This is a genomic window from Streptomyces sp. NPDC005791 (assembly GCF_042871485.1).
In the GTDB taxonomy this organism is placed as follows: Bacteria; Actinomycetota; Actinomycetes; order Streptomycetales; family Streptomycetaceae; genus Streptomyces.
Genome location: NZ_JBIAIP010000011.1, coordinates 149,161 through 175,822 on the forward strand (window position 1 = coordinate 149,161; position 26,662 = coordinate 175,822).

Annotated in this window: 21 protein-coding genes; 17 read left to right on the forward strand and 4 right to left on the reverse strand. The window is 68.8% G+C overall.

Features of this window, described 5'->3' with window-relative positions; genetic code table 11:
* Positions 1 to 25 precede the first annotated feature (25 nt).
* On the reverse strand, positions 26 to 1,873 hold the full coding sequence (locus tag ACFYSH_RS22340) for an FG-GAP-like repeat-containing protein (RefSeq protein ID WP_388754666.1): 1,848 nt from the start codon (positions 1,871 to 1,873) through the stop codon (positions 26 to 28).
* 536 nt (positions 1,874 to 2,409) lie between these two features.
* Positions 2,410 to 2,958, reverse strand: coding sequence for a hypothetical protein (locus ACFYSH_RS22345; protein ID WP_359472184.1), 549 nt, complete (start codon positions 2,956 to 2,958; stop codon positions 2,410 to 2,412).
* A gap of 514 nt (positions 2,959 to 3,472) precedes the next feature.
* Between ACFYSH_RS22345 and ACFYSH_RS22350 the strand changes: the two genes are divergently transcribed.
* The 9 genes from ACFYSH_RS22350 to ACFYSH_RS22390 all read left to right on the forward strand — a co-directional run bounded on the left by ACFYSH_RS22350 (position 3,473) and on the right by ACFYSH_RS22390 (position 17,328).
* The gene (locus ACFYSH_RS22350) at positions 3,473 to 6,841 is read left to right on the forward strand and encodes an ALF repeat-containing protein (RefSeq protein ID WP_359472186.1); all 3,369 of its coding nucleotides are present in this window, start codon (positions 3,473 to 3,475) and stop codon (positions 6,839 to 6,841) included.
* Between the two features lie 145 nt (positions 6,842 to 6,986).
* Positions 6,987 to 8,372 (forward strand): hypothetical protein, encoded by a 1,386-nt coding sequence (locus ACFYSH_RS22355; RefSeq protein ID WP_388754669.1) that lies wholly within the window; start codon positions 6,987 to 6,989, stop codon positions 8,370 to 8,372.
* A 150-nt stretch (positions 8,373 to 8,522) separates the two neighbouring features.
* Complete coding sequence (locus ACFYSH_RS22360) at positions 8,523 to 9,164, forward strand: DUF6461 domain-containing protein (RefSeq protein ID WP_359472190.1); 642 nt, start codon at positions 8,523 to 8,525, stop codon at positions 9,162 to 9,164.
* A 329-nt stretch (positions 9,165 to 9,493) separates the two neighbouring features.
* Positions 9,494 to 9,814 carry a 50S ribosomal protein L21 gene (rplU, locus tag ACFYSH_RS22365; RefSeq protein WP_015577124.1) on the forward strand — a complete coding sequence of 107 codons (321 nt, stop codon included), beginning with the start codon at positions 9,494 to 9,496 and terminating at the stop codon, positions 9,812 to 9,814.
* 14 nt (positions 9,815 to 9,828) lie between these two features.
* Entirely contained in the window at positions 9,829 to 10,086 is a 258-nt protein-coding gene (gene rpmA / locus ACFYSH_RS22370; protein ID WP_014045902.1) for a 50S ribosomal protein L27, read from the forward strand.
* A gap of 140 nt (positions 10,087 to 10,226) precedes the next feature.
* Complete coding sequence (gene obgE, locus ACFYSH_RS22375) at positions 10,227 to 11,663, forward strand: GTPase ObgE (protein ID WP_388754673.1); 1,437 nt, start codon at positions 10,227 to 10,229, stop codon at positions 11,661 to 11,663.
* A 332-nt stretch (positions 11,664 to 11,995) separates the two neighbouring features.
* The gene (locus tag ACFYSH_RS22380) at positions 11,996 to 13,495 is read left to right on the forward strand and encodes a bifunctional cytidylyltransferase/SDR family oxidoreductase (protein ID WP_359472194.1); all 1,500 of its coding nucleotides are present in this window, start codon (positions 11,996 to 11,998) and stop codon (positions 13,493 to 13,495) included.
* 136 nt (positions 13,496 to 13,631) lie between these two features.
* Positions 13,632 to 15,815 (forward strand): hypothetical protein, encoded by a 2,184-nt coding sequence (locus tag ACFYSH_RS22385; RefSeq protein WP_388754676.1) that lies wholly within the window; start codon positions 13,632 to 13,634, stop codon positions 15,813 to 15,815.
* A gap of 283 nt (positions 15,816 to 16,098) precedes the next feature.
* Positions 16,099 to 17,328 carry a glycosyltransferase family 2 protein gene (locus ACFYSH_RS22390; RefSeq protein ID WP_359472198.1) on the forward strand — a complete coding sequence of 410 codons (1,230 nt, stop codon included), beginning with the start codon at positions 16,099 to 16,101 and terminating at the stop codon, positions 17,326 to 17,328.
* 31 nt (positions 17,329 to 17,359) lie between these two features.
* Here ACFYSH_RS22390 and ACFYSH_RS22395 read toward each other — a convergent pair whose 3' ends face one another.
* Positions 17,360 to 18,781 (reverse strand): polysaccharide pyruvyl transferase family protein, encoded by a 1,422-nt coding sequence (locus tag ACFYSH_RS22395; protein ID WP_359472200.1) that lies wholly within the window; start codon positions 18,779 to 18,781, stop codon positions 17,360 to 17,362.
* A gap of 302 nt (positions 18,782 to 19,083) precedes the next feature.
* On the opposite strand from ACFYSH_RS22395, the gene proB reads away from it, so the two are divergent.
* The 5 genes from proB (at position 19,084) to ACFYSH_RS22420 (ending at position 24,375) form a co-directional block, all read left to right on the forward strand.
* Positions 19,084 to 20,202 (forward strand): glutamate 5-kinase, encoded by a 1,119-nt coding sequence (proB, locus tag ACFYSH_RS22400; RefSeq protein ID WP_388754679.1) that lies wholly within the window; start codon positions 19,084 to 19,086, stop codon positions 20,200 to 20,202.
* A gap of 129 nt (positions 20,203 to 20,331) precedes the next feature.
* A complete protein-coding gene (locus ACFYSH_RS22405; protein WP_359472204.1) occupies positions 20,332 to 20,817 on the forward strand; it encodes a hypothetical protein in 486 nt (161 codons plus the stop codon).
* 119 nt (positions 20,818 to 20,936) lie between these two features.
* The gene (locus ACFYSH_RS22410; protein WP_359472206.1) at positions 20,937 to 22,220 is read left to right on the forward strand and encodes a glutamate-5-semialdehyde dehydrogenase; all 1,284 of its coding nucleotides are present in this window, start codon (positions 20,937 to 20,939) and stop codon (positions 22,218 to 22,220) included.
* A gap of 135 nt (positions 22,221 to 22,355) precedes the next feature.
* Positions 22,356 to 22,955: a hypothetical protein gene (locus ACFYSH_RS22415; RefSeq protein ID WP_359472208.1), complete on the forward strand. Its 600-nt coding sequence runs from the start codon at positions 22,356 to 22,358 to the stop codon at positions 22,953 to 22,955.
* 298 nt (positions 22,956 to 23,253) lie between these two features.
* Positions 23,254 to 24,375 (forward strand): hypothetical protein, encoded by a 1,122-nt coding sequence (locus tag ACFYSH_RS22420; RefSeq protein WP_388754683.1) that lies wholly within the window; start codon positions 23,254 to 23,256, stop codon positions 24,373 to 24,375.
* On the opposite strand, the gene ACFYSH_RS22425 is transcribed toward ACFYSH_RS22420, so the two are convergent.
* Positions 24,308 to 25,465 carry a M48 family metallopeptidase gene (locus tag ACFYSH_RS22425; RefSeq protein WP_388754685.1) on the reverse strand — a complete coding sequence of 386 codons (1,158 nt, stop codon included), beginning with the start codon at positions 25,463 to 25,465 and terminating at the stop codon, positions 24,308 to 24,310. The two genes, ACFYSH_RS22420 and ACFYSH_RS22425, sit on opposite strands and share 68 nt — an antisense overlap.
* A 111-nt stretch (positions 25,466 to 25,576) precedes the next feature.
* Between ACFYSH_RS22425 and ACFYSH_RS22430 the strand changes: the two genes are divergently transcribed.
* The 3 genes from ACFYSH_RS22430 (at position 25,577) to nadD (ending at position 26,657) form a co-directional block, all read left to right on the forward strand.
* Complete coding sequence (locus ACFYSH_RS22430; RefSeq protein ID WP_203186199.1) at positions 25,577 to 25,729, forward strand: hypothetical protein; 153 nt, start codon at positions 25,577 to 25,579, stop codon at positions 25,727 to 25,729.
* Between the two features lie 84 nt (positions 25,730 to 25,813).
* Positions 25,814 to 25,975 carry a hypothetical protein gene (locus ACFYSH_RS22435; RefSeq protein WP_359472215.1) on the forward strand — a complete coding sequence of 54 codons (162 nt, stop codon included), beginning with the start codon at positions 25,814 to 25,816 and terminating at the stop codon, positions 25,973 to 25,975.
* A 64-nt stretch (positions 25,976 to 26,039) separates the two neighbouring features.
* Positions 26,040 to 26,657: a nicotinate-nucleotide adenylyltransferase gene (gene nadD, locus ACFYSH_RS22440; protein WP_351276953.1), complete on the forward strand. Its 618-nt coding sequence runs from the start codon at positions 26,040 to 26,042 to the stop codon at positions 26,655 to 26,657.
* The last annotated feature ends 5 nt before the right edge of the window (positions 26,658 to 26,662 follow it).

Consider the following 26,662-nt stretch of genomic DNA (forward strand, 5'->3'; position numbering starts at 1 on the left):
GGGGCACCGGCCTGTGTGCAGAGCGTCAGATGACGCTGCCGGCCCACTGCTTGACGGGTGCCTTGAAATCGGTCCCGGTGCTGGTGAAGCTGAAGAGGGAGTCGATGCGGCGGCCGTCGGGGGTCGTGCCGGAGCGGTAGAGGGCGCCTATGTCGTCCTTGCCGTCCTTGTTGAAGTCGCCGGTGACGGGCTGGCTGGCGGCCCAGCTGAAGGACCCGGTGCTCGCCCATGCCTCGCGGGGGGCGGCGAAGTCGGTGCCGTCGCTGGTGAGGGTGAAGAGCGCGGACTGGTGGACGCCCTCGGCCGTGGTGCCGCGGTTGTAGAGGATGCCGATGTCGGCCCGGCCGTCTCCGCTGTAGTCGCCGGAGGTCAGCTTGCTGGCGTTCCAGTTGAAGGATCCGCTGCTGGTCCAGGACTTGCGGGGCCCGGTGAAGTTCGTGCCGTCGCTGGTGAAGGTGTAGAGCGACGAGATGAACTTGCCGTCGGCGGACTTGCCTCCGTTGTAGAGGACGGCGACGTCGTCCTTGCCGTCCTTGTTGTAGTCGCCCGATGTGACCTGGCCGGCGGACCAGGTGAAGCCGCCCGGGGTGGTCCAGGTCCTGCGGGCAGTGAAGTTGGTGCCGTCGCTGGTGAAGGTGTAGAGCGAGGAGACCCTGCCGGTGTCGGAGGACCCGTTGTCGTAGAAGACGGCGACGTCGTCCTTGCCGTCACCGTTGTAGTCCCCGGAGGTCACCTTGCTGACGTCCCAGTTGAAGCCGCCGGTGGTGGTCCACGTCTTGCGCGGGGCCTTGAAGCCGGTGCCGGTGCTGGTGAAGGTGTAGAGCGAGGAGATGGCGCCGGTGTCGGAGGATCCGGTGTCGTAGAAGACGGCGACGTCGTCCTTGCCGTCACCGTCGTAGTCACCCGCGGTCAGCTTGCTCTTGCTCCAGGTGAAGCCGCCGGGCGTGCTCCATACGTTCTTGGGGGCGGCGAAGCCGGTGCCGGTGCTGTAGAAGGCGAACAGCGAGGACCGGTTCTTGCCCTCCGGGGAGGTGCCGTTGTCGTAGAACGCGGCGATGTCCTCCTTGCCGTCCGCGTTGAAGTCACCTGAGGCCACCTGGGACTCGTCGGGGAGGGCGCGGACCTGCTGGACCCAGGTGGTGATGTCGTCGAGGCGGGTTTCCACCGCGCCGGTGCGGGTCTCCTCGGAGCCGAGGCAGCCGGCCTGCCAGGACGCGCTGTGTACGGCGACGAGTTCGACCTTGTCGCCGGTCTCGCGCAGCGCGGGACCGCCGGCGTCGCCCTTGCAGATGCTGCCGCCGTCCCGGGTGAGGGCGACGGTGGTGGCATCGGCCTGCGTCACGGTGAAGGCGCCGGCGTGCAGACGGTCGGGCACCCAGGTGTCCTTGGTGCGGCCGTAGCCCACGGCCTGCAGCGTCTCACCGGCTGTGGGCGGGGTGGCGGCCAGGAGGACCGGGGCGATGTCGGTGACCGGGGTGGCGAGCTTGGCCATCACCAGGTCGCGGTCCGCCCGGGGCACCAGCTCGGTGATCTCGACGACCTTGCCGGCGGTGCCGGTCAGGTCCGTATGCCCGATGGTCGCCGTGGCCTTCTCGGCCGGTGCGCCGGCGGGTACCGGGAAGGCGGGCTGCCCGGCGGCCGCGAAGCAGCTGCTGGCGGTGAGGACGTACTGTGCGTCGACGAGGGAGCCGGTGCAGGCACGGCTGGTCTCGCCTGCGCCGATCTGGATCTGCGCGGTGAAGGCGTAGGTGCCGTCGGCGACCGCGTCACCGATGACGGCCTGCGCCGGGGTGGTGAGGGTGAGTGCACCGGCCGCGGCCGTGGCTGCCAGCAACGCTACGGCCCGGGCTCGGTGGGGAGGTCTGATGTGCACGTTGTTCGTTCGACTTCCTGCTAGGGGGAATTGACCATGTAGAGGGCGGGGCGGCATTACGAGCGTGTGAACGCACCTTGTTCGTCGGCCATGTCACATACGGGGCCGCGCGTGTCCCTGGGCAATGAAGGCCCCTACTTCCGTGTAGTCGACAGTGAGCGCTTTCCGGCCAGTCACCCCATGCGCTGCCTGCGCCACAAACTCGCTGCCAGACGGCAAGGCTTCGGGCGCGGTGGCGTCGCCGGCCGGCACACCGTCAGGCCCTGCCGACCTCGGCCCACCTACGTATTCCCGGCTCACCGCGGGCTCGGTATCAAAATCGCGACGGCCTCCCGCCACGGACGCGAGGCCGCGTACCAAGGCACCCAGGCCGGGGTCCAGGGCCTCGTCCGGCAGGCCATGCCGCCCTGAAGGGCCGGTGCCGCCACGGGAACTCCGCGCGGCACCTACCGGATCACCGACACATGAAGGCCGTCCTCGTCCATCACCACGCCACGACCTGCGATCGGAAGAGGCTCAACCGGGCGAACCTGGAACTACTTGGACGTCCTGATTTCCACGAGCGTGTGGTCGCGGCGATCCGGGTCCGCCGACTCGCCCACCGACGTCCAGGTGTTCTTGGCGATGTCGTACGACTTCTCCTCGGTGCCGACCGTCATATCCACGGTGGTCGTGTAGTCGTTGCCCCTGATGGTGTGGACCGCAGGCAGTTCCAACGTCAACCAACCGGAGTTACCCGTGACTTTGAAGCACACCTTGTCCGTCCTGTCGCGGGCCATGATCTCCAGGAGACCGGTGCCCGAGACGCAGTCGGCCAGCGTGATGTGACCGTCCCCGCGCTTCAGGATGATGTTTCTCTCCGCCAAGATCTTGTCGGCCTGGGGATAGTTGAAATCCTCAACGGCATAGCCGGGCATTTCATCCGCGACGAGCGCGGTGTCGGGCGAGCCCTGAGGGGAGGCACCGGAACTCCCCCCGTATGCCGTCGTCAGCCAGACCGTGGCGGCTACGGCAGCGATTCCCGCAGTACGTGCCGTAGTGAAAATGCGCCTGCGTGCCACCGTGGCCTTCTTCGATTTCTTCATGTCTTCCCTCGGTTCATCGTCGATTAGGGGGACCCGCCATCGGGGTCGAAGTCTCCGACCGGTCGCGAAGACATGCGAAATCGGCCCGTCGCTGCTTCCCCCGCACATCAGGCCCTCCGAAAGTGCAACCCGCTTCTCCGGGAGGGCGATTCAGTCACCCCGCCGGACGAGGGCGAGGTAACACGAACCACCGGTTGTTCACATCATCGCCGCCATGACAGCACGGATCCCGGGCACGGTCCACCATCATGATCCCGCCCAAACGAGGGCAATGGGGCCGCAGTTGCCGTGGCTTCCGCCAACCCGCGAAAGGTTGTACCTGAGGCGGTGTCAGTTTGATCAAGATTCCATTCCTGTAATGGGAGAGGAATTTTGATTGCTCATATGGGCTCCGTATGAACGAAGTTGATAAGGTCGCCGCTGTCCGGTGGCAAACCCAAAAAATTTCAAGTCGTCTCCTGTTGGCAGGAATCCGGCATTCCTCACCCACTACTCATGCGAGGGCAACTTTCCTATGCAGACAACGTTCTGGAGCCGACGCCGTGTGCTCGGCACGCTGACGGCTGTCACCGCCGCCGCAGTCACTCCCACAGCGCTCATTCCGATGCGTGCCACCGCAGCGGAGGGCGTGACGGTCGACCCCTTCCCGCTGCCTGACACCGAACGGGCGAGAGTGGTCAAGGCTCGGCTGACCGGTGGCAGAGCTGTCAAGGCAGCCGCTGGGCAGGCCCTGTTCGGCGCTGACAGCGAGATTCAGGCTTTTCTGAATGAAAAGCTGCCCAGGCTGACTGTCGAGGACAACCGCGTCGCCATCGCCAGCAGCCTCGACCGCGCGGGCAAGGGGCTGCGTCGCGAGGCGGTCTCCGCCCTGGACGAAGGCGACGCCGCCATTGCCGCGTTCCTCACGGACGGCTTCAAGGCCGCTGTCCTGGAGGACCTGAGCGTGGCGACCTCCACGGTGGCGACCACCGGCGGCCGGGCGGTCAAGCGAGAAGCTACCGCCGCACTGGACATCGCGAACGAGTCGGCTCTGGTCGGCTTCCTCACCGACACCCAGTACAGCGCCCGACTGGAGGACGCCCAGGTCGAGGTCTCCTCGATGCTGACGAGCGCCGGCCCGGAGGTGAGGAAGTATGCGGATCGTGCGCTCAGTGGCACCGCGGCCGACGTGGAGTGGTTCATCGAGACCGGCCAGCACATAGCCCGTGCCCGTGACCAGGAGTCGACGACCATTCAGGAACTGGTCGCTGTCGTCGAGCAGGAGGGCAAACGCGCCCAGCGGCAGACCGATCTGGCCGTAGAAGCCTCGAAGCGGGCCGAGACGGCCGCCGAGAAGGCGATGGGCGCAGCGTTGAAGGCCGCGTCCGAGGCGGCCGAAGCCAAGGAGGATGTGCAGCGGTCCGGGGCGGCAGCTCGCAAGGCAGCAGAGGCGGCGCGAGGCGCGGCGGATGCCGCGCGTAACGCCATCAACGCCTCGAACGCTGCCGTATCAGCGTCCCGCCGCGCGTCCTGGGCGGCCACCGGCGCCTCCCAGGCAGCCGCGAACGCCGGCAACGCTGCGGTTCGTGCCTACCACGCTGCGATCGGCGCCTCCAAGGACGCCACCAAGGCAAGCGTTGCCAAGGACGCCGCAGTCGCTGCCCGTAACGCCGCCGCCAAGGCACGTACCGCGGCGAAGGCCGCCGATCAGGCCGCCACCGCGGGAAAGGCGGCCGCCCAGGCAGGTGCCGCCGCGGCCGGTGCCGCGCGCAACTCGGCCGCTGCGGCCACCGCCGCGACCCAGGCCGGGAACGCCGCCGGGGTGGCACAGGCGGAGGCCGCCGAGGCCAAGCGCCAGGCGGCGATCGCGTCCAGCGCCGCGAACCGTGCCACCAATGCCGCCTCCACCGCCCAGGCTCTCGCCAACGCCGCCGCTACTGCTGCCGGTGCGGCCCGTGACGCTGCCGAGTCAGCAGCCGGCCACGCCGAGAAGGCGGCGGCCGCGGCCGAGGAGGCCGTGAAGTACGCGGGCCAGGCTGTCGACTTCGCCAACAAGTCGACCGCGCATGCGGCGGAAGCCGTCAAGGCCGCGAACACCGCGACCAAGGCCGTCTCGGACGCCCTGGCCGTGGAGCAGAACGCACGGAATGCCGAGGCGGAGCGCCTCCAGCAGGACAAGCTCCAGGCCATGGAGGAGGCCCAGCTGCTCGCGGAGATCGAGGCCGAGGAATTGGTCGAGTACCAGGGCAAACGCACCCAGGCGCAGCAGACCGCCCAGGCGACCAAGGACCTGATCGCCGATGCGGAGCAGGCTCTGTACTCCGGCAACATGGACGCCGCCGCGACTCTGGGCCGTAAGGCGGCGATCGCCTTGCTCGACTCATGGGGCGCCTGGACCAGGCAGGCCGCCCAGTACGCGCTCGCCGGCAATGACAACGACGTACACGCGTGGATCGACCTCGACCGGTTGCTCGCGCAGACCCAGGACGACAGGGAATCCGCACTCCACGTGGCGACGATCGCTGGTCCTGCGGTTGCCGAGGCTGCCCAGGCCGCGCTGGAGAGTTCCGACTCCAAGGCGGTGGGCGACTTCCTCACCAGTGGCATGAAGCGGGCCTCTGACGAGGACCTGCGGGTGGCGATCAGCGTCATCCTCTCTTCGAAGCCCGGCCGGGCGGTCACTGTCGTGGCCAACAAGGCGCTCGACGAGAACACCACCGAGTCGCTCAACAAATTCTTCGACGAGGACTACCCCCGGGCGGTTCGGGAGGACGACGCAGTCCTCACGTCCTCGCTCCTCACCACGGGAGGCGCTTACACCAAGGCGTACGCCGAGGTGGCGCTGGAGGGGCCCACCTGGATGCGCCGCAACTTCGTCACCGTGGTGCAGTACCGGACGGCACAGCTCGACCACGACACCGCCACGCATGTTGCCGCAGTCCGCGGAGCCATCGCGGCAGCGGCGAAGATCGCCGAGAAGGCGCAGGAGAACGCCGCGCTCGCGTCGAAGGTTGCCGCCGACGCCCGTAACGCCGCCGACAAGGCGAAGGAATGGGCGGACAAAGCCATCGCCGCGGCCGAAAGGGCCGACGACTACGCTGCTCAGGCCCGCGACAACGCCGACGCCGCCGACAAGTCCGCGGCCGCCGCCCAGGCATCCGCGAACAAGGCGAGCGCCGCGGCCTCGACCGCCCGCAGCGCCGCCCGCTCGGCGAACTACTCGGCGAACAAGGCGATGGACTCCGCCCGCTCCGCCCTCAAGTCGTCGTACAGCGCCCAGGCTTCGGCCGCCAGTGCTCGCGCTTCCGCCCTGGCCGCCGGAAAGGACGCCAACACTGCCGCGGCCGCGGCCAATGAGGCGAAGCAGATCGTCGCGGCCAAGCGCGAAGCCGAGAGGAGGGCCGCCGCTGCGGCCGCTGCCGAGAAGGCGCGCAAGGAGCGGGAGGCCAACACCGACCCTGCTGGAAAGGGCACCAACGACCAGGTCAACCCCAACGGCACCAGCCCCGACGCCGACGAGTGGTGGAACGACGCCGAGTTCTACGCCGATGCCTTCAACGCCATCAGCGTCGGCGCCGGGTTCCTGGCCGCGGGCTGCGCTCTCGCCGCCTTCGTCTTCCCCCCGGCTGCCGCGGCCGCAGGAGTCCTGGCCGGGATCTCGATGGGTGCAGGCGCTCTCGGTACCCTCTTCACCGGTATCGAACACGGCTTCTCGAGCAGCGAGTTCATCGGTTCCGCCGTCGGCACCGGCCTGAGCCTGGTCACCTTCGGCCAGTCCAAGTGGCTCGGCGCGGCGGACAAGGCACTGGGCGGCAAGGTCATCAAGCCCGTGGTCGACAAGATCACTGACGTGGGTGAGGACCTGGTGTCTCCGGTCACCAAGGCGCTGTCGTCGATCTTCTGAGTCTGAGTAGAAACTCACAGGATCCCCGATGGTGCATGCCCCTTGACGATCAGGACGCAGGGCACTCGCCGACACCGTCCGGCGCGACATGTTCGTGGACTGTGACGGGCCCTGTTCCCCTCCCAACCTGCACCAGAGAGAAGCCATGACCTCACTGCGCATCAAATGGGCCCTGCCCACCCTCCTCGCGGTGGCCCTTACCGCGACCGGCACCACCGTCGGCCAGGCGGCACCGGCCCGTACGACATCCACGGGGGCCGTGAACGAGACTGCGGGCGCCGTTGTCGCAGCGGCCTTGCAAAGTACCGCTTTCACAGCCGAGGACTCCTGCTCCCCACTTCCAGCCGGAGCCCGCGGGGCGGCGAAAGCCGTCACCGCGTGTGTGAGCGTCGACGACGCTCCGGGTGAGGCGGGTGCGGCGGCCGCCAAGACGGCTGCCCTGTCCGCCCCGGCCGTCAAGGCGACTGCCGCCGCCCTCTCTGCCGACGATGCGGCCGGTGACGGCACCAGCACGGAGTTCGAACCGGACGCCGACGATGCCGAGCCGCCACCGCCCTCGTGCGTGCTGTCCGAGCCGGGGCACTGGGCTTGGAGCCGCACCGGCGGCATGTGTCTGCGCGGCGCAGAGGTCACCTACACGCTCTACGACGCGAACGGCAAGCCCATCGGCACCGGCCTCATAGAGGTCAACTCCACACTCGCCACCTCCTACAAGTCGCTGGAGCTCAAGGAGACGATCACCGCCAAGCTGGTCAAGGTCACCGGAGACGTGAAGAGTCTCCTGTTGAAGATGCAGGTGAGCTGCGGTGCCGGGTGTACGACTCTGCTGAAGCAGCCGTGGTACAGCAACACCCCCCTCACAGTCGGCCAGGAGAACAGCGGGAGCACCAAGTACACCGGGGACGCCTTCGCGGCGAACACCACCCGTTCCTCGTTCCAGACCGGCTACAAGCTGTACGTGACGATGCCGGGCGCCACTGCGATCGACACCAGCGCCTCCTGGTCGAGCCCCGCCGCCGGCAAGATCCGCTGCGACAAGGAACAGCCCAGGCTGCGCGGCTGCGTCATTCCGACCGACGACCTTCCGGTGCTCAGCTACTCCCGGTCGCACGAGAAGTACGGAATCGTCGTTCCCATCTACGAGCAGATCATGAAGCGCCGGGGCACCGACATCCTTCACGCGGTCGATCAGGCTCAGGCGGACACCAACCGCGCGGCGACCTGCACGCCCTTCACCAACCTGTTCCCGGGGACGCGTGGGGCGGACAGCTGCGACGAGTTCCCGATGGCCAGCACGAGGGAAGGCGGCCAGGACGGTAACGCGTGCGCCGAGTTGACTCCGCAGGTCGTGAACGGTGTCTGGTCCGCCCCGGCGACCTGGGCGAGCCGTCCGGCCACGGGCACGGAGACCTGCCTGCGACTCCACATCACCCAGCGGGCCAACAGTTCGGCGGGTGGAGTGCTCGGCTCGCTCCGCAAGTACCAGCGCCTCGTGACGGACGACCCCTTCCGTATCGAGTTCACTGCGTGAGGACCCCACCGGGCGTTGCACCCGGTACCGGATCCGCTGGCTGATCCAGGCATCATGAGCCGGGGACCCCGCACCGCACTTCGTCGGCTGCGGGGATCCCGCATGACTCGACTGGCATGCGGTACGGGGCATGAACAACGGAGGCAGAACATGGAAGCAGGCGCGGACGCACCTGTGCCCGACTGGGCGACGGCCTGGATGTGCGTCACCTTCACCCGGGGCCTGGCCGCCGAGGAAGTACTCGCCCGGTACGGGGCCGATCCGTCCCGGGCACGTCTCCTTGACGCGGACGAGGCATCGGAGCTGGTCTCGGGCGACCTCGCCGACGGAGCGGTTTCCCTGTTGCGGTCGGGCCGGATCGGCGCCTGGGCCTTCTGTGTCGAGGAGGACGGTGTCATCGGTTCCTGGGCCGAACCCCTCGCGAAGCTGTCCCGGGGCACCGAGACGTACAGCGTGCTGACCACCGAAGGGCTCGACGTCTTCCAGTACTGGCGCGACGGCGAGTGCGTCGAGAATTTCGAACCGGGTATGGAGCACACTCGGCCCGCTCGGCCCGGATCATGGTGGAACCGGGTGGAAGCGGTGCTCGCCGCGCACGAGGGCGAAGCCGCGGGGATGGCGCCCGTGGTGGCCCTCGTACTCGACCACCTGGGCATAACCCTTGATGACGCCGTCCTCGCCGGCCCCTGGCTCAGTCTGACACTGGCCGAGGACAACGCGCCGTCGGCACCGCGGGGTGACACCTACGCGGGAGAGGGGCCGGTTCCGCCCCAGCAGCCGCCCGCGGGCTGAGCACGGTGCGGACAGCCGCGGCGTGGGCGCTAACCCACGCCGCGGCCAACCTGTGCCGTCAGGCCGAAGCCCTGGCGCGCCCCCCTGTAGCTGAGTCCGGCCATTCGAGATCCGCGACGGAGTCGAGCTCGCGGCAGCCTGGTTTGACCCCCCGCACCCCGCCCCGTAATCTTGACCCTCGGCGTGTTTCTGTGCGCCTACCCCTGAGCACATCCCTCCCGGTGATCCGTCCCCGGGGGAGGCCGCTCATCCTTCCGGACTGTCGTGGGCCCCGGCCCGCGCGGGCGGCTGGCATCAGGGGATCCGTTCCGAGTGAGAGAGAGATCCGCGTGTACGCCATCGTGCGCAGCGGTGGTCGCCAGCACAAGGTTGCTGTCGGCGACATCGTTGAGGTTGACAAGATTTCCACCGCCAAGGTTGGCGACACGGTCGAGCTCTCGACCCTGCTCGTTGTCGACGGCGACGCCGTGACCAGCGACCCCTGGGTGCTGGACGGCATCAAGGTCCAGGCCGAGATCGTGGACCACCACAAGGGCGCGAAGATCGACATCCTTCGCTACAAGAACAAGACGGGTTACCGCCGTCGCCAGGGTCACCGCCAGCAGTACACGGCGATCAAGGTCACCGGTATCCCCGCGGCTGCGAAGTAAGGGACTGAGGAGACATGGCACACAAGAAGGGCGCATCGTCCACTCGGAACGGGCGCGATTCCAATGCTCAGCGGCTCGGCGTGAAGCGCTTCGGCGGTCAGGCCGTCAACGCCGGTGAGATCCTGGTCCGCCAGCGTGGCACCCACTTCCACCCGGGCACGGGCGTCGGCCGTGGCGGCGACGACACGCTGTTCGCGCTGACCGCCGGTGCGGTGGAGTTCGGTACACACCGTGGCCGCAAGGTCGTGAACATCGTTCCCGTCGCTGCCTGAGTCAGGCAACGGCTGAGCGACACAGCACCTTCCGAGGGCGGATCTCAGCTTTCCCGGTAATCGGGGAAGCGGGTCCGCCCTCGGCGCGTTACGTCAAGAGACATTCCCTTACTTTTCCGCTGTACCTGGAGGCACCCACCATGACCACCTTCGTGGACCGCGTCGAGCTGCATGCCGCCGCGGGTAACGGAGGCCACGGCGTGGCCTCCGTACACCGTGAGAAGTTCAAGCCGCTGGGCGGTCCCGACGGGGGCAACGGCGGGCGCGGCGGCGATGTGATCCTCGTCGTCGAGCAGGCCGTCACCACGCTGCTGGACTACCACCACCGCCCCCACCGCAAGGCCACGAACGGCCAGCCCGGCGCCGGTGACAACCGTTCCGGCAAGGACGGCCAGGACCTCGTGCTGCCCGTTCCCGACGGCACCGTCGTCCTCGACAAGGCGGGCAACGTCCTGGCCGACCTGGTCGGTCAGGGCACCACCTTCGTCGCCGGTCAGGGCGGCCGCGGCGGCCTCGGCAACGCCGCGCTGGCCTCCGCGCGCCGCAAGGCGCCCGGCTTCGCACTGCTCGGCGAGCCGGGGGAGAGCCGGGACATCGTCCTGGAGCTCAAGACCGTTGCCGACGTCGCTCTCGTGGGTTACCCGAGCGCGGGCAAGTCCTCGCTGATCTCGGTGCTCTCCGCGGCCAAGCCGAAGATCGCCGACTACCCGTTCACGACCCTCGTGCCCAACCTGGGCGTCGTCACGGCGGGTTCGACCGTCTACACCATCGCCGACGTCCCGGGGCTCATCCCGGGCGCCAGCCAGGGCAAGGGCCTCGGCCTGGAATTCCTGCGGCACGTCGAGCGCTGCTCAGTCCTCGTGCACGTCCTGGACACCGCGACGCTGGAGTCGGACCGCGACCCCGTCTCGGACCTCGACATGATCGAGGAGGAACTGCGGCTGTACGGCGGCCTCGAGAACCGCCCGCGCATCGTCGCCCTGAACAAGGTCGACATCCCGGACGGCCAGGACCTCGCGGACATGATCCGCCCGGATCTGGAGGCGCGCGGCTATCGCGTCTTCGAGGTCTCGGCCATCGCGCACAAGGGCCTCAACGAGCTCTCGTACGCCCTCGCCGGAATCATCGCCGAGGCGCGTGCCAGCAAGCCGAAGGAGGAGTCGACCCGGGTCGTCATCCGCCCCAAGGCCGTCGACGACGCCGGCTTCACCGTGACCGTCGAGGACGACGGCATCTACCGCGTGCGTGGCGAGAAGCCCGAGCGCTGGATCCGCCAGACCGACTTCAACAACGACGAGGCCGTCGGCTACCTCGCGGACCGGCTCAACCGGCTCGGTGTCGAGGACGCGCTCCGCAAGGCGGGTGCCCAGGCCGGCGACGGCGTGGCCATCGGTGCCGAGGACAACGCGGTCGTCTTCGACTGGGAGCCGACGATGGCCGCCGGTGCCGAGATGCTGGGCCGCCGTGGCGAGGACCACCGCATGGAGGCGCCGCGCCCCGCCGCACAGCGACGCAAGGAGCGCGAGTCCGAGCGCGATGTCGCGCAGCGCGAGTACGACGAGTTCGACCCCTTCTAAGCCCTCGCGCCGGGTGCCCCCGCGCGGCGGAGGCACCCGGATCCGGGCGGGAGCCGGGCGGGAGCCGGGCGGGAGCCGGGCGGGATCCCGCCCGGATTCACAGGGAACTGCCAGGTAGGGCGGGGTTTCGCGGCCGGTGATGTGCGGATTGCGTAACACGTCTGTGGAGTCCGTCACTCCGGTACGGGCCTCCGAGGGCCCGATCTGCCTGGCCAGGCGGTGAACTGCGGGTTTCCCATAGGCGAGCACCGGTAAACGTCCACCTTGCGAGACGGTCACGGAGAGTGCGACCATCACACTGTTCCCCCCTGTCATCGCAAGGTAGGTCGTCTGTGTCTGTGCCGCATGAAGCCAAGCCCCGGACCACAGCGGTCGTGCTCGCCGGTGGGACCGGCCAGCGTGTGGGACTGTCGATCCCCAAGCAGCTGCTGAAGATCGCCGGCAAGGCAGTCATCGAGCACACGCTGACCATCTTCGAGAACGCCGAGGGCATCGACGATGTCATCGTGCTGATGGCGCCCGGCTTCGTGCCCGACGTCGAGAAGATCGTCGCCAAGGCCGGCCTGACCAAGGTCATCAAGATCATCGAGGGTGGAAACACCCGGAACGAGACCACCGAGCGTGCCATCGCGGCCCTCGGTGAAGGGCTCGCCGAGGGCGAGGACCGTAACGTCCTCTTCCATGACGCGGTCCGTCCGCTTCTGTCACAGCGCGTGATCAAGGACTGCGTCGACGCCCTCGACCGCTACCAGGCGGTGGACGTCGCCATCCCGTCCGCGGACACGATCATCGTGACCCGCACCCACGGCGAGGACGGCGAATTCATCACCGACGTCCCGGACCGGTCCCGGCTGCGCCGCGGCCAGACCCCGCAGGCGTTCAAGCTGTCCACGATCCGCAAGGCGTACGAGGTCGCGGCCGGCGACCCGAACTTCCAGGCCACCGACGACTGCTCGGTCGTCCTGCGGTACCTCCCCGACGTGCCGATCTACGTGGTCGCGGGCGACGAGTACAACATGAAGGTGACCCAGCCGGTCGACGTCTTCATCACCGACAAGCTCTTCCAGCTGGCCTCCACCGCGGCCCCCCGTCAGGCGGACGAGGGCGCCTACCGCGAGCTGCTCTCGGGCAAGACCCTGGTCGTCTTCGGCGGTTCGTACGGCATCGGCGCGGACATCGCCACCCTGGCCGAGCAGTACGGCGCCAGCGTGTACGCGCTGGGCCGCTCCACCACCGGCACGCACGTCGAGAACCCGGAGCACATCGACGAGGCGCTGTCCAAGGCGTACGCCGAGACCGGCCGCATCGACTACGTGATCAACACCGCGGGCGTGCTGCGCATCGGCAAGCTGGCGGAGACGGACACCGCCACCATCCAGGAAGCGCTGAACGTCAACTACCTGGCGCCCGTGCAGATCGCCCGCGCCTCGTACAAGTACCTGGCGGAGACCCAGGGCCAGTTGCTGCTGTACACCTCCAGCAGCTACACCCGGGGCCGTGCCGAGTACAGCCTCTACTCCTCCACAAAGGCCGCGATGGTGAACCTCACCCAGGCGCTGGCCGACGAGTGGGCGGGTGAGGGCGTCAGGGTGAACTGTGTGAACCCGGAGCGCACCGCGACCCCGATGCGGACCAAGGCGTTCGGCCAGGAGCCGGAGGGATCGCTGCTCTCCTCGGAGGCCGTGGCGCGCACCTCGCTGGACGTCCTGCTTTCCGCGATGACGGGGCACGTCATCGACGTACGACAGCAGGACCCGACCCGCGATGTCACCGAAGCCTCGGGCTTCGAGCAGGCGTTGGCCTCGGTTCTGGACCGTCAAGAAGATGTGTAATAATTCTTGACAAATGTACTTATACGGGCCTTCGAATTCACTTGCCGGTGAATCCGGAGGCCCGAGTGCGTGAAGCCGCATCTTCACATTTCCCTCTATACGTGAAACAACCGGCACCCCCTGGAGCAGGTTCTTCGTGATTTCGACAGCCATTCGCCTGGCCCGTGTGGGCAGTCGGGCAGAACTGTTGGCAGCCGTACTGATGGTGCTGGGCTACCCCTGCGTCATGGTCGCCGCTCTTCTTCCGGACATCTGGTTCTTCGCGGCGGCCACGGCTGTCACGTACGTCGCGGACTGGTATCTGCACCAGCGCGGCAGTTATCTGATCAACCGGCTCGGCAAGGTGCGGGTGGGGCTGTCCATCCGCTTCCTCCTCCGCCAGCTGATGATCATCCTGCTGCTGGCCCGGCTGGACCTCGCCGAGGAGCCGGTCTTCTACGCGGCGGTCGCGTGCTTCCTCCTCTTCTACGGGCTGCAGGCCCCGCACGGCGCGCTGACCACGCTGATCCGGTTGCGCCGTAGCCTGCCGATCGTCACCCGTAACGTGGACCTGCACGCCGTCCGCATCCCGGACGCCCCGCCGCGCGCACTGCTGCACCGTTCCAGCGAGAAGATGCTCCACCTCGACCTTCCCGCGGTGGCGGGCGTCCTGATCGCCGCCGGCACGGGCGAGGACGTCATCGGGTACATCGGCGCCTCTGTGACGCTGGTGCTGGCCGTCGGTTACAACGCGCTGCTCGTCCCGTATCTGCGCCGGAGCCGGAGGGCGCCGTCGGCCCCCGCGGCGCTGAAGGCCCTGGACACCTGGCTGGGCGAGTACCAGCCGACCGTCGTGCTCTACTTCTCCGGCTCCACCGAGTCCGCCTACCAGTGCAACATGTGGCTCGACACCATGGCCGCGGTCGAGGGGCGCCCGCTGATCGTGATGCGCGAGCGCAACCTGGTCGCACAGCTCGCCGACACCTCCGTACCCGTGGTCTGCGTGCCCGCCGGCACCCACCTGATGAACCTGAACCTCTCCACCGTCCGCGTGTGCCTGTATCCGGCCAACGTCGGCAAGAACATCCACATGCTGCGCGTGCCGACCATGAAGCACGTGTTCATCGGTCACGGGGACAGCGACAAGCTGGCCAGCGTCAACCCGTTCTCCAAGGTGTACGACGAGGTGTGGACCGCCGGCCGCGCCGGCCGTGACCGGTACGCCCTGGCCGACGTCGGTATCCGTGACGAGGACATCGTCGAGGTCGGGCGGCCGCAGCTGGCGCCCATCGAGAGCTGGACCGGCACCACGAAGAACGCCATCCCGACCGTGCTGTACGCCCCCACCTGGGAGGGCTGGGACGACAATCCCGGCAACACCTCGCTGCTGCTGGCCGGTGAGAACATCGTGCGCAGGCTGCTGAACGCGGACAGCCCGGTCCGGGTCGTCTACAAGCCGCACCCCTTCACCGGCATCCGCAGTGCGAAGGCCAAGGCCGTCGACGCACGGATCAAGGCACTGGTCGCCACGGCCGCGCAGAAGCGCGCCGCCGATCCGCGCTGGGTGAAGGAAGCCTCGGCGGCTGCCGAGGGACAGCGTGCGGCCAAGGCCGAACTGACGCGCGTCCAAGCCCGTCTGGCCGCGCTGGCGATGCCCGGCCGCTCCGGGGGCGACGAGTCGGAGGAGTCACGGGTCGCGCTCGCCGACCCGGCCCGCCAGGCCGAGATCGCCACCCTGCGGGCCGAGTGGAACGACGCCTACTGGCGTTCCTTCGGCTGGTGGGAGCACAGGACGGTGACCGGCCCGCAGCCGAAGCTGTACGACTGTTTCAACCAGGCCGACGCCATGGTCTCGGACATCTCCAGTGTGGTGTCCGACTTCATCGCGAGCGGTAAGCCGTACGCGGTCACGGACTCGGCGGAGCTCGGCGCGGACGAGTTCAAGCGCCAGAACACCGCTGTACGGGCGGCCGTCATCCTCTCCAACGACGCGGCGGAGATCGACGGTCTGCTGCGCGCCGTCGCGGATCCGTCGGCGGACCCGCTGGCCGGAGCCCGTCGCGAGCTGAAGACCTACCTGCTGGGCCCGGACGAGCCGACCTCCATGGACCAGTTCAACGCCGCCGTGCAGGAGCTCGCGGCCAAGGCCGAAGCCCGCAACGCGGGCGTCGCACAGCGCATCGGCGGACAGCAGCCCGCCCCGCTGCCCGACCCCGAGGCCGCGTCCAGCGGTGCCGGGGACGGGGCGGCGGAACTCGTCGCCGAGGCCGAGGCCGCAGTCGACCCGGACATGCCGTCCCCCGACGTGGAAATCGGCACGGGCCCTTCGGCGCTCCGCTGACGGTGATCCTCCGACATCGATCAGCTGCCCGCAGCGTGACCGGTCGGCGGCGGGAAGTGACGCCGCCGGCCGGGACCGGACGTGACAGGCCGGTGTCATCCGGCTGACATCCAGTTGTTCGAAATGCGTCCGATTCGCGACGCAACCTACCCAACGGCCTGTCCGTCTTTCCCTCGGGAAAGGAACGTACGGGCCGTTCGACATGTCCGTGGTGAGAACGGAACAGGAGCCGTCCTTCCAGCTTTTCTCCTGCTTTGTATGTTTATGCGTGAACCGGGGAGAGATGAGCACCAGCACACCAGATGTGACCGTCATCATCGGCGCCTACGAAGCGATGCCCTACCTGATCCGTTGCCTGGAGTCCGTAGAAGCGCAGACGCTTCCGGCCGGGCGCATGGAGATCGTGGCCGTCGACGACGGGTCCACCGACGGCACGGGGGAGTACCTGGAGGAGTTCGCCGCCCGGACCGCCATCGACATGCGTGTCGTGCGCCAGGAGAACTCCGGCGGCCCCAGCGGCCCGCGTAACGTCGGGCTCGGTCTCGCCCGTGGCAGATACGTCTTCTTCCTCGACGCGGACGACTACTTCGGCGAGGAGGCCCTGGAGCGGATGGTCGCGATGGGTGACCGGGCCGGAACGGACGTGGTGCTCGGAAAGGTCGTCGGCGTCAACCGCGGTGCTGCGAAGTCGATGTGGAAGCAGACGGTCGAGCGGGCCGATCTCTACTCCTCCAACATCAAATTCACGCTGAGCGCCCAGAAGCTGTTCCGACGGGACCTCCTGGTGCGACTCGGGATGAGGTTCGACGAGGAACTCAAGACGGGTGAGGACGCGCTCTTCACCATGGAGGCGTATCTGCGGGGCAGCGGTGTTTCCGTCGTGGCGGACTACACCTGCTACTACCTGGTGGGCCGGGACGACGGCAAGCACGTGACGAAGAGCGGCAGTTACCTGCTCCGCTTCGATTCCGCCCGGGCGCTGATGGGCCTCATCGCCACTCACGTCCCGCCGGGGCCGAAACGGGACGTCCTGATGGTCCGGCCGTTCGTCATCACACTGCTCCCGCAGTTCGGGCCCGCTCTGCTGCGGCAGTCCGGCGACGTGCGGGAGAGGAAGATGGAGCTGGCCGCGCCGCTGCTCGAGAAGTACTGGTCACCGGGGGTGGCCCGCCGCCTCAAGGTCCATGAACGGCTCCGGCTGATATGCGTCTCACAGGGCAGGCTCGACCTGCTCCTGGACATCCTGCGGTTCATGAAGGACAAGAAGGAGCCCCGTGCGGTCCGCAAGGGGCTCCGAGGCCGGCTGTATCTGGTCTACCCGCACTTCGGTGAGGGTGCGGGTCTGCCCCTTTCGGCGTACGAGCTGACCGTGACCGAGTGGGTCGGCGGGAAGCGGCTCGAGGTGCCGGGGCGGCAGTCCACTGCGGCCTTCCTGCGGCGGCTGGCAGGCAAGGCCCGCAGAACAGCCCGGTCCGCCGGCCTGCACAGGCCGCACCGAGCCCACAAGGTATGAGGCGGGCACGGTGCGGCAGTGGGCGTGTTCCCTACTGCTCGGGGCGCAGCAGCCGCCGGACCGGGCGTCCCACCACACGCCGGGCACGCCGGTAGGCGGACGGCCACGTGGCCGTCCCGCCCGCCTGCACCTTGATGCTGACCGGGCCGGTCTTCTTCTTGAGCTGGCTGCGCAACTGGGCGTTCTGCGCGGTCAGTTCGTCCACCCGGCTCTGCATGAAGCTGAAACGGCTGCTCAGCGATTCGGGATCGGTCGCGGTCCACGGGCGGACGGCCGGCGGAAGAGCGAGCTTGGACATCCGGGCGTCGAACGCCTTGCCGCCGTCACCGTGGTGGAAGGTGTTCTCCAGGCCGTTCCGCTCCATGAAGCCGGTGAAGCGGAGGAACCGTTCCTTGTGGCCGTCCACCAGCTCGCCGAAGTCCGCCGCCTCGTACAGCTCGGCGGGGTCGATGTTCCTGGGGGTCTCGGAGATCTTGCGGTGCGGGATGCCGAAGTACCGGCAGAGCTCGAGGGTCCGCGAGTCGCCACAGAGCACGGTGCTCGGGACGCCGGCCAGCAGTGCCGCGATGTTGCCGTGGATGCGCGAGCCGAAGGAGAAGTCGAACGCGCGCAGTTCGTCGATCCAGGTGGCCGGGTCGACGTAGAGCCTGACCTTGCCCTCGCGGTACATCGGGTGGGACGGGTGGGTCGGCATCGAGGTCTGGGCGCCGATCGGGTTCGACGTCTCCCGCCAGTGGAGCAGCTGGGCCTCGAGCAGATTCTGGCCGACGAACCGCAGGTGCGGATAACGCTCGTGGGCCTGACGGATGATGGCGTCGAGGCCTTGCGACCGTACGGCGCTGTGCGAGCCGTTCACCGAGATGCGGGATTCCGCGGTGAGCGATTCGGACGTCTTCTCCAGCGTGAACGTCTCGCCGTTCATGAACATGGAGGGGCAGCCGATGACCTCGACGTCCCGGAAGCCCATGCCCTTCAGGTACTGCTCGGTGAACTCGCCCCGCACGCCGATGGACGCGCTGCGGTTGAGGACCTCGGTGACGAATTCCCTGACGGTCGGCTCCATCGGCTTCAGCCGGGCCGCGTCGTACTTGAGGTCGGCCTGCGCGCCGACACCCAGGACGACGACCGGGATGCGCAGCTTCTTGATCAGCTGCGTCATCCGCTTCAGGGGCCGCTCGAAGGTCGGGCGGAACGCGTTCGCCAGGGGCACGACGAAGACGTCGAACTCCTCGTTGATGCGCTCGGCCGCCGCGGGATCCGTGCGGATGCCGTTGGAGAAGACCTCGGCCCGCGGAGTCGTCAGAATCTTGTGCGCCGCGTCGCTGAAGATCAGGTTGCCCGCGTTGGTCGCGAAGACATCTCTGTCGAGGGACTGCTCGAGCGAAGCCACATCGAAGGGGCTTTTGCCCGATCTGAGAAGAATGCGCCTCTGGCGGGTGGGTTCATCTGTCACGCATTAGAGGGTAGCCCTATGAATGGCGGGTAGAGATTACGTAAATGACTCCATTCGGGGGCATGTCGAAACGTGACCTGAAGTGGTCTTCCCCTGTAGTACGCCCTGTGCGGTGACAACAGCTGAGACGGCGCGGTGCCGACCCGCCCCCTCGCGTAGATTGAGGCGAACCGAGCAGGCCGACGTGATGGGGACGGGCGTACGTGTCAGGGGCAAGGGAATCCGAAGGTGCGGCAGGGGGGTCCGAGGGCGCGCTCCGCGCACTCTCCGGCGGCGCGGGGCGGAGGGGGCGGAGGCCGGGTGTGACCGACGCCCGAAGGATCGTCGTCAAGGTCGGGTCCTCCTCGCTCACCACCGCGGCAGGAGGGCTCGACGCCGATCGGGTGGACGCGCTCGTCGACACGCTGGCGAAGGTGAGGAGCGGCGGGGAACGCGAGATCGTCCTCGTCTCCAGCGGCGCCATCGCGGCCGGGCTCGCCCCTCTCGGGCTCGTCCGCAGGCCCAAGGACCTGGCCCGCCAGCAGGCAGCGGCCAGCGTCGGCCAGGGACTGCTGGTCGCCCGGTACACCGCGTCCTTCGCCCGGTACGGAGTACGGGTCGGGCAGGTGCTCCTGACCTCCGACGACACCAGTCGGCGCGCTCACTACCGCAACGCCTACAGCACGCTCGACCAGCTCCTGGAGATGGGCGCGTTCCCCGTCGTCAACGAGAACGACACGGTGGCCACCGACGAGATCCGGTTCGGGGACAACGACCGGCTCGCGGCGCTCGTCGCCCATCTGGTCCATGCCGACCTCCTGGTACTCCTGTCCGACGTCGACGGTCTCTACGACGGTGACCCGAGCATGCCGGGTACCTCCCGCATCGCCGAGGTGAGCGGGCCGGCCGATCTGGAAGGCGTCACCATCGGCAGCGCGGGGAAGGCGGGCGTCGGCACCGGGGGCATGGTCACCAAGGTCGAGGCGGCACGGATCGCCACCGCCGCCGGGATCCCGGTCGTCCTCACCTCGGCGAGCCGTGTCGCTGACGCCCTCGCGGGGCGTGACACCGGCACGTACTTCCACCGCACCGGGCGCCGCTCGGCGGACCGGCTGCTCTGGCTGGCCCACGCCTCGACCCCGCAGGGTGCCCTCACGCTCGACGACGGGGCCGTGCGCGCCGTCGTCGAGCGCCGCACGTCCTTGCTGCCCGCCGGAATCTCCGGGGTCGAGGGCGAGTTCTCCGCCGGCGACCCGGTCGAGCTGCGGGACCCCGCCGGCCGGGCGGTCGCCCGCGGGCTCGTCAACTTCGACGCCAAGGAGATCCCCCAGCTGCTCGGCCGGTCCACCCGCGACCTCGCGCGAGAACTGGGCCCCGCGTACGAGCGGGAAGTCGTACACAGGGACGATCTCGTCGTCCTCACGCCCCGCCCGGCCCCCTGAAACGGCTGAAAGTCCAGCCTTCGGGCGGAGACCTTCACGAAAACCGCCCCACACCCGGCTCCGGGCTGCTCAACTTTGTCTCGGGGACACGAGGGGTCAGCACAGTTACGCATTCACAGGAGGCCGCCGGTGAGACGAGCGCGCCCGGGGGCGCCGCCCCGCGGAACGGGCATCCGAGCTCTGACCAGTGTCGGAGCGGGAGCCGACTTCGTCGGTATGCCCACCGACCCGACCCTCGAGCAGGAACCGGTGGTGACGGACGAGGAACTGACGTGCTCCAAACTCTGGCACATCACCCTCAGCGTCTCCGGAACCGAGACGCCGCTGAAGGAGGTCAGGCGCGGGCTGGAGCAGCTGGCGCACGATCACCCGTTCCTGCTGACCAGTCGGTATGCCAACGACCACGCGGAGATCCGGTACTGGGAAGAGGCCCGGGACCTTCACGACGCCGCCGCGGTCGCCCTCCGGCTGTGGGGTGAGCACCGCTCCAGCGCGAAGCTCCCTCCCTGGGAGATCGTCGGACTGGAGGTCATCGACCGGGAGACGTACCACCTGCGTATCGCCGAGGGCTACGGCCCGCCACCGGCTGCCCCCGTCGGGGTGCATCCGTACTGACCGGGTGTGTGGCACGCGGTTCACAGGCGTGCGAGACCCGGTGGACGGATACCGATAGGCCTGTCTCGCATGACGGGATACGTGACGGATGCCCGCAGTGTGCGCACTACCCTGCGGGCATGACCACGCTTTCGCCGTACGACAACATGTCCCCGGTCGCCCAGGCCGCCTACCGGGCACGCGCCGCCGCCGACGACATCGCGCCACTCCCCCGTGCGGCGAAGGACGACGCCTTGCTGGCCATCGCGGACGCGCTCGAGGTGCGCGCCGGTGAGATCGTCGAGGCCAACGCCGAGGACGTCGCGAAGGCCAGGGAGGCCGGGACGAGCGAGTCGATCGTCGACCGGCTCACGCTCACCCCGGAGCGGATCCGTGCGATCGCCGCGGATACGCGGGACGTGGCGGCGCTGCCCGACCCGGTCGGCGAAGTGGTCCGGGGCTCCGCCCTCCCCAACGGCATCGATCTGCGCCAGGTGCGCGTGCCGCTCGGTGTGGTCGGCATCATCTACGAGGCCCGGCCCAACGTGACGGTCGACGCGGCCGCACTCTGCCTGAAGTCGGGGAACGCGGTGCTGCTGCGGGGGTCCTCGTCGGCGTACGCCTCGAACACCGCCCTTGTGCGGGTGCTCCGTGACGCGGTGGGCGGGTCCGGTCTGCCGGCGGACGCCGTGCAGCTCGTCCCGGGCGAGAACCGCGATTCGGTGCGCGAACTGATGAGGGCCCGCGGTCTCGTCGACGTACTGATCCCGCGCGGCGGTGCCTCTCTGATCCGTACGGTCGTCGAGGAGTCGACGGTCCCCGTCATCGAGACCGGAACCGGCAACTGCCACGTGTACGTCGACGCGCAGACCGACCTCGGCATGGCCGTCGAGATCCTGGTCAACTCCAAGGCTCAGCGCCCGAGCGTGTGCAACGCCGCCGAGACCCTCCTGGTCCACAAGGACGTCGCAGCGGACTTCCTGCCCCTGGCCCTGGACGCGCTGGCCGCCGCCGGGGTGACGGTGCACGGTGACGAGCGGGTGCTCACGTATGCCGAGGGTTCCAAGGCCACCGTCGTGGCAGCCACGCCGGAGGACTGGGAGACCGAATACCTCTCGTACGACATCGCGGCCGCGGTCGTGGAGTCGCTGGAGTCCGCCGTGGCGCACATCCGGCTCTGGTCCTCCGGCCACACCGAGGCGATCGTCACCACCTCGCAGGCGGCGGCCCGCCGGTTCACCCAGTTGGTGGATTCCACGACGGTGGCCGTGAATGCTTCCACCCGCTTCACGGACGGCGGTCAGTTCGGATTCGGCGCGGAGATCGGCATCTCGACGCAGAAGCTGCACGCCCGGGGGCCGATGGGGCTGCCGGAGCTGACCTCGACGAAGTACATCGTCACCGGGGACGGCCACATCCGTTAGCGGATGCCACGGCAGGGTGGCGGGCGGCAGGGCCGGTGGTCCGGCCTGGCGGCGGGCGGCGGGCCGGTCGGACTGCGGGCGGGCGACTTTGCGGGCTCCCTGCCCAAAACGCCCCGCCGGGGATACGCTGAAGCTGTGCCGGACGACGTGGGGGGCAGGCCGTTCCCGGACGGCTGGGAGCCCGACGACGACCGCGGGGGCGCGGACGAGGACTTCGCCTCCGTGGTGTTCGACGAGGACTTCATCCGGTCCGCCGAGATCCACGAACCCACTGCGGTCGAGCGTCTGCTGGCCGCCGCACAGGCCCGCGCCGAAGCCGAGGCGAGCAGGGCGCGTTCGGGTGGCGGCGCCCTGGACGACGACCTCTACGACGACGGCTACGGCCCGGGCGGCGTGTACGGCCGCGAGAGGGCCTTCGGCGACCTGTACGACCCTGACGGCGCCGACGGCCTCCACGAGGGCGACGACGGCCCCTACGGGCGGCATGGCGGCTCCCTGCGCCCGTACCGGGGGGCAGCTCGCTGGCACCGGCCGGTCGCCTGGCTCCTTGCCCTGCTGATGGGCATCGGCATGGTGGCCCTCGCCTTCAGCGCCGTGTACCGCGGTGGTGCGAGCAACCGACAGGACCAGGTACCGCCACCGGTGACCAGCGGAGTCGACAAGCCGGGCGCGGCGCCCTCCGCCTCGGCGGACTACTCCCGCCCTGCGGTGTCCGCCGTTCCCCGCACCCCTTGAGCCCGCCGCCGGGACGAGGCGGGCTCCCGGCTTCCCGCGCCGCCCGCCCGGCCGCGCTCCGCCTGCGGTTCCACCTGCGGCGCGTTTACCTTGATGACGATCGACCCAATCTGAAGGTATGACCCTGTGACCCCGCCCGTCGCCGCCCCCGTCCCCGGGGAGAGGGCCGGCCACTTGTACATGCGCCGAATGTGTGGAGTACGTCGAACCCGTGACGGACCGGTCCGCCTGCAGCCAAGGGGCTGAGACGGATCCCAGTGCCAGCCCCCGCCGGTGGCGCGGAGGATCGGGAGAGGTCATGACAGGCCGTGGTAAACCGCCGGAAGGGCCGCCCGACAACCCCTCGGGCGGGGAGGACGAGTACCGCTCACTCGTCTTCGACGAATCGTTCGTCCGTGCTGCCCGGCTGCAGGAGTTCTCCGCCCAGGAGCGCATGGGTGCACACGCGCGCGCCGTACGCTCCCTCCCCGGCCGCGGCGTCCGTCGGCACCGCTCCAGGGCCGGTATCGCCCTCGTCCTGCTGATCGCTCTGGCATTCGCCACCGCCGTGTACATCGGCTTCCGCAACCCCTACCCCGCCCCGGTCGGCCGGCGTGCCGAACCGCTCCGGACCACGGTGGTCCCGCTCGCCCCTCAAGGCCGCGTACCCGGAGGGACCGCCGACTCGCTCCTCGCCGACGGCCCGGCCGCGGAGCACCGCACCGGCGCGTCGGGCATCAACCTGCCATCGGTCCGGCGGACGAAGAACTTCTCGGACAGCCAGGTGACCATCGCCCTGACCACGGTCAAGGACTATCTGGTGGGCTCCTCCCTCGATCCCGACGTGCTCACCGGCGGGGTCGTCCGGCCGGTAGGGCGGCTGCTCGACCCGGACCAGACGGCGCAGTTCGACCGGAGCATGGACGCGCCGGCCGGGGACGGTGAGCACAGTGCGACCGGGTGGCTGGTGCGCTTCGACCCGGCCGAGGTGGCAATCGCCGATCCCGACATCAGGGTCCACGGCACCCTCTCCTACACGGACGCGGGGGCGGACACCTTGGAGGTGGTGTCCGACCACACGTTCACCTACGCGCTGCGGCCCGCCGTGTCCGGCCCCCACCGGGTCGACGGAGCCTCACTGTTCACCGTGCGCCGCGTCCTGCATTTCCTGCTCGACCGGGAAGACATCCGGCTGCACCGGCTGGAGGTCCGCAGTGCGTACGTCCAGGCCGGTCCGCAGTCGTGCGCGGCCGGGACGACGGCGGCTCTGCGCCCGCTGCTCGCAGGTGAGCAGGCGGACGACCGGGGGCCCGCAGGCACCGACCCGTATGCCACGGGTGTGCCCTCCGCTGCCCTCTGCGGCACGCTGGGCGTCAGCTCGCCGACTCAGGGCCCTCCTCAGGGCCAGGACGCCGCCAGGTCCCTTCCGGCCCGTCCGTAGCGTCCGAGGCCGGTGCGCCGCCCTTGCCCGCGGCGCCACCACCACCGGCGCTCCCGCCGCTCCCGCCGCTCCCGCCGGTGAATTTGTCCCGGAGCTTGCCTCCCAGGTCGCCGGCCCCACCCGCGATGTCACCGACGAGCTTCATCAGCGGGTCCTTGCTGGTGCGCACCGTGTCCGCGTAGTGCGCGGCGGACTCACGGAAGGAGTCCGTCACCGACGTGTCCTTGTCCTCGCCACGCTTGGGGTAGTGGCCGTCCATGATGCGCTGGAAGTCCCGGGTCTCCGACCACTTCTTCAGCTCGGCCGCCCGGACCGTGGTGAACGGATGCGTCCGGGGCAGCACATTCAGGATCTTGAGCACGGAGTCGCGGAGGTCGCCACCCTTCTCGTACTCGTCGGCCTGGGCGAGGAAGGCGTCGACATTCATCTCGTGGAGGTGATTACCTCCGGCGATCTTCATCAGCCCGCGCATCGATGCGCGCAGATCCTGCCCCACCAGCAGCCCGGCCCGGTCGGCGGACAGCTCCGACTTGCGGAACCACTCACGCAGCGCGGTCACTATCGCCATGATCGCGACGTTGCCGAGCGGGATCCACGCCACCTTGAGCGCGAGATTGGTGAGGAAGAGCAATATCGTGCGGTACACCGCGTGACCGGAGAGGGCATGGCCCACCTCGTGGCCGACGACGGCCCGCATCTCCTCCTCGTCCAGCAGCTCCACCAGCCCGGTCGTCACCACGATGATCGGCTCGTCGAGGCCGATACACATGGCGTTGGGCTGCGGGTCCTGGTTCACGTACATCGGTGGGACCTTCTTCAGGTCCAGGATGTAACAGGCGTCCCGCAGCATGTCGTTGAGGTGGGTGAACTGGGCATCGCTCACCCGGACGGAGTCCGAAAGGAAGAGCAGCCGCAGACTGCGCTCGGGCAGCAGGCCGCTCAGCGCCTTGAACACGGTGTCGAAGCCGCTCAGCTTGCGCAGGGCCACGAGGGCCGAGCGGTCCGCCGGGTGTTCGTAGGCCCGCGAGGAGATGTCCGGGAATCGCTTGCGCTGCCTGCTCGGCACGCTTTCGTGACTGGTGTCGGTCATGGGTGGCCCCCTGTTCGTACGAGACGTTGCTCGTCCCCCTGGCAAAAGCCAGCGTATGTGCTGGAGCTACGGTGTGCGGGGGGCTGTGGATAACTTTGAGGAGCGCCCGGAATGCCACACACCGCCGTCATGCTCGCCGCCGTGTCCGAGGACCAGGGGCCGGGCGACACGCTCCGCGTCGTGCTGCTCGTGGCGCTCGTCGGAGCCGCCCTGCTCGCCTGGTTCCTGCTGCGCGGATACCGCAACGACGACAACAACGACTGAGTCGGCGTGAGCGTGCCCGCGGCTCCCGCATACGATGTGCGCGACGTCTCCCTCCTGATTCCCGATGGATAGGTCCCGCAGAAGATGAGCCTCTCGAGCACCGCGCACCAGTTGGTCACCCTCGCCTCCGAAGGAGAGCAGGGTGGCAACCACGAAAGCCTCAGCCCGTACCTCACCGGCATCGGCGCGTTCGTCGCCCTGATGCTCCTGCTGTGGATCACCACTCGTTTCAACCGCGACCGCTGAGTACTCGTTTCGACCGCGACCGCTGAGACAGAGGCGAACAGCCGTACCAGTAGGGTCTGCACGCATGGGAGAGCAGGAAGTGCCTACCGGCCGCGGCAAGCGCCGACTCGGCGTGATGGGCGGAACTTTTGACCCGATCCACCACGGACATCTGGTGGCGGCCAGTGAAGTGGCCGCCCACTTCCACCTCGACGAGGTCATCTTCGTCCCGACCGGGCAGCCGTGGCAGAAGAGCCACAAGCAGGTCTCCCCGGCCGAGGACCGCTATCTGATGACGGTCATCGCGACGGCGTCCAACCCGCAGTTCTCGGTCAGCCGCAGCGACATCGACCGCGGCGGGCCGACGTACACGATCGATACGCTGCGGGACCTGCGCACGGTCCATGGCGACGCCGACCTCTTCTTCATCACCGGTGCCGACGCCCTGTCGCAGATCCTGACGTGGCGGGACGCCGAGGAACTGTTCTCGCTCTCCCACTTCATCGGTGTGACCCGGCCGGGTCACGTGCTGACGGACGACGGGCTGCCCGAGGGCGGCGTCTCGCTGGTGGAGGTGCCCGCACTGGCGATCTCGTCCACGGACTGCCGTGCCAGGGTCGCGCAGGGGGAGCCGGTGTGGTATCTGGTGCCGGACGGTGTCGTCCGCTACATCGACAAGCGCCAGCTGTACCGCGGCGAATGAGCCAC

Excerpts from the sequence above, each read along its gene's own strand:
- ACFYSH_RS22390 (WP_359472198.1), top strand. The coding sequence starts at position 16,099 with ATGAGCACCAGCACACCAGATGTGACCGTCATCATCGGCGCCTACGAA.
- obgE (WP_388754673.1), top strand. The coding sequence starts at position 10,227 with ATGACCACCTTCGTGGACCGCGTCGAGCTGCATGCCGCCGCGGGTAAC.
- ACFYSH_RS22435 (WP_359472215.1), top strand. The coding sequence starts at position 25,814 with ATGAGCCTCTCGAGCACCGCGCACCAGTTGGTCACCCTCGCCTCCGAA.
- ACFYSH_RS22410 (WP_359472206.1), top strand. The coding sequence starts at position 20,937 with ATGACCACGCTTTCGCCGTACGACAACATGTCCCCGGTCGCCCAGGCC.
- ACFYSH_RS22360 (WP_359472190.1), top strand. The coding sequence starts at position 8,523 with ATGGAAGCAGGCGCGGACGCACCTGTGCCCGACTGGGCGACGGCCTGG.
- ACFYSH_RS22420 (WP_388754683.1), top strand. The coding sequence starts at position 23,254 with ATGACAGGCCGTGGTAAACCGCCGGAAGGGCCGCCCGACAACCCCTCG.
- ACFYSH_RS22350 (WP_359472186.1), top strand. The coding sequence starts at position 3,473 with ATGCAGACAACGTTCTGGAGCCGACGCCGTGTGCTCGGCACGCTGACG.
- rpmA (WP_014045902.1), top strand. The coding sequence starts at position 9,829 with ATGGCACACAAGAAGGGCGCATCGTCCACTCGGAACGGGCGCGATTCC.
- ACFYSH_RS22355 (WP_388754669.1), top strand. The coding sequence starts at position 6,987 with ATGACCTCACTGCGCATCAAATGGGCCCTGCCCACCCTCCTCGCGGTG.
- nadD (WP_351276953.1), top strand. The coding sequence starts at position 26,040 with ATGGGAGAGCAGGAAGTGCCTACCGGCCGCGGCAAGCGCCGACTCGGC.
- ACFYSH_RS22425 (WP_388754685.1), bottom strand. The coding sequence starts at position 25,465 with ATGACCGACACCAGTCACGAAAGCGTGCCGAGCAGGCAGCGCAAGCGA.
- ACFYSH_RS22430 (WP_203186199.1), top strand. The coding sequence starts at position 25,577 with ATGCCACACACCGCCGTCATGCTCGCCGCCGTGTCCGAGGACCAGGGG.
- ACFYSH_RS22345 (WP_359472184.1), bottom strand. The coding sequence starts at position 2,958 with ATGAAGAAATCGAAGAAGGCCACGGTGGCACGCAGGCGCATTTTCACT.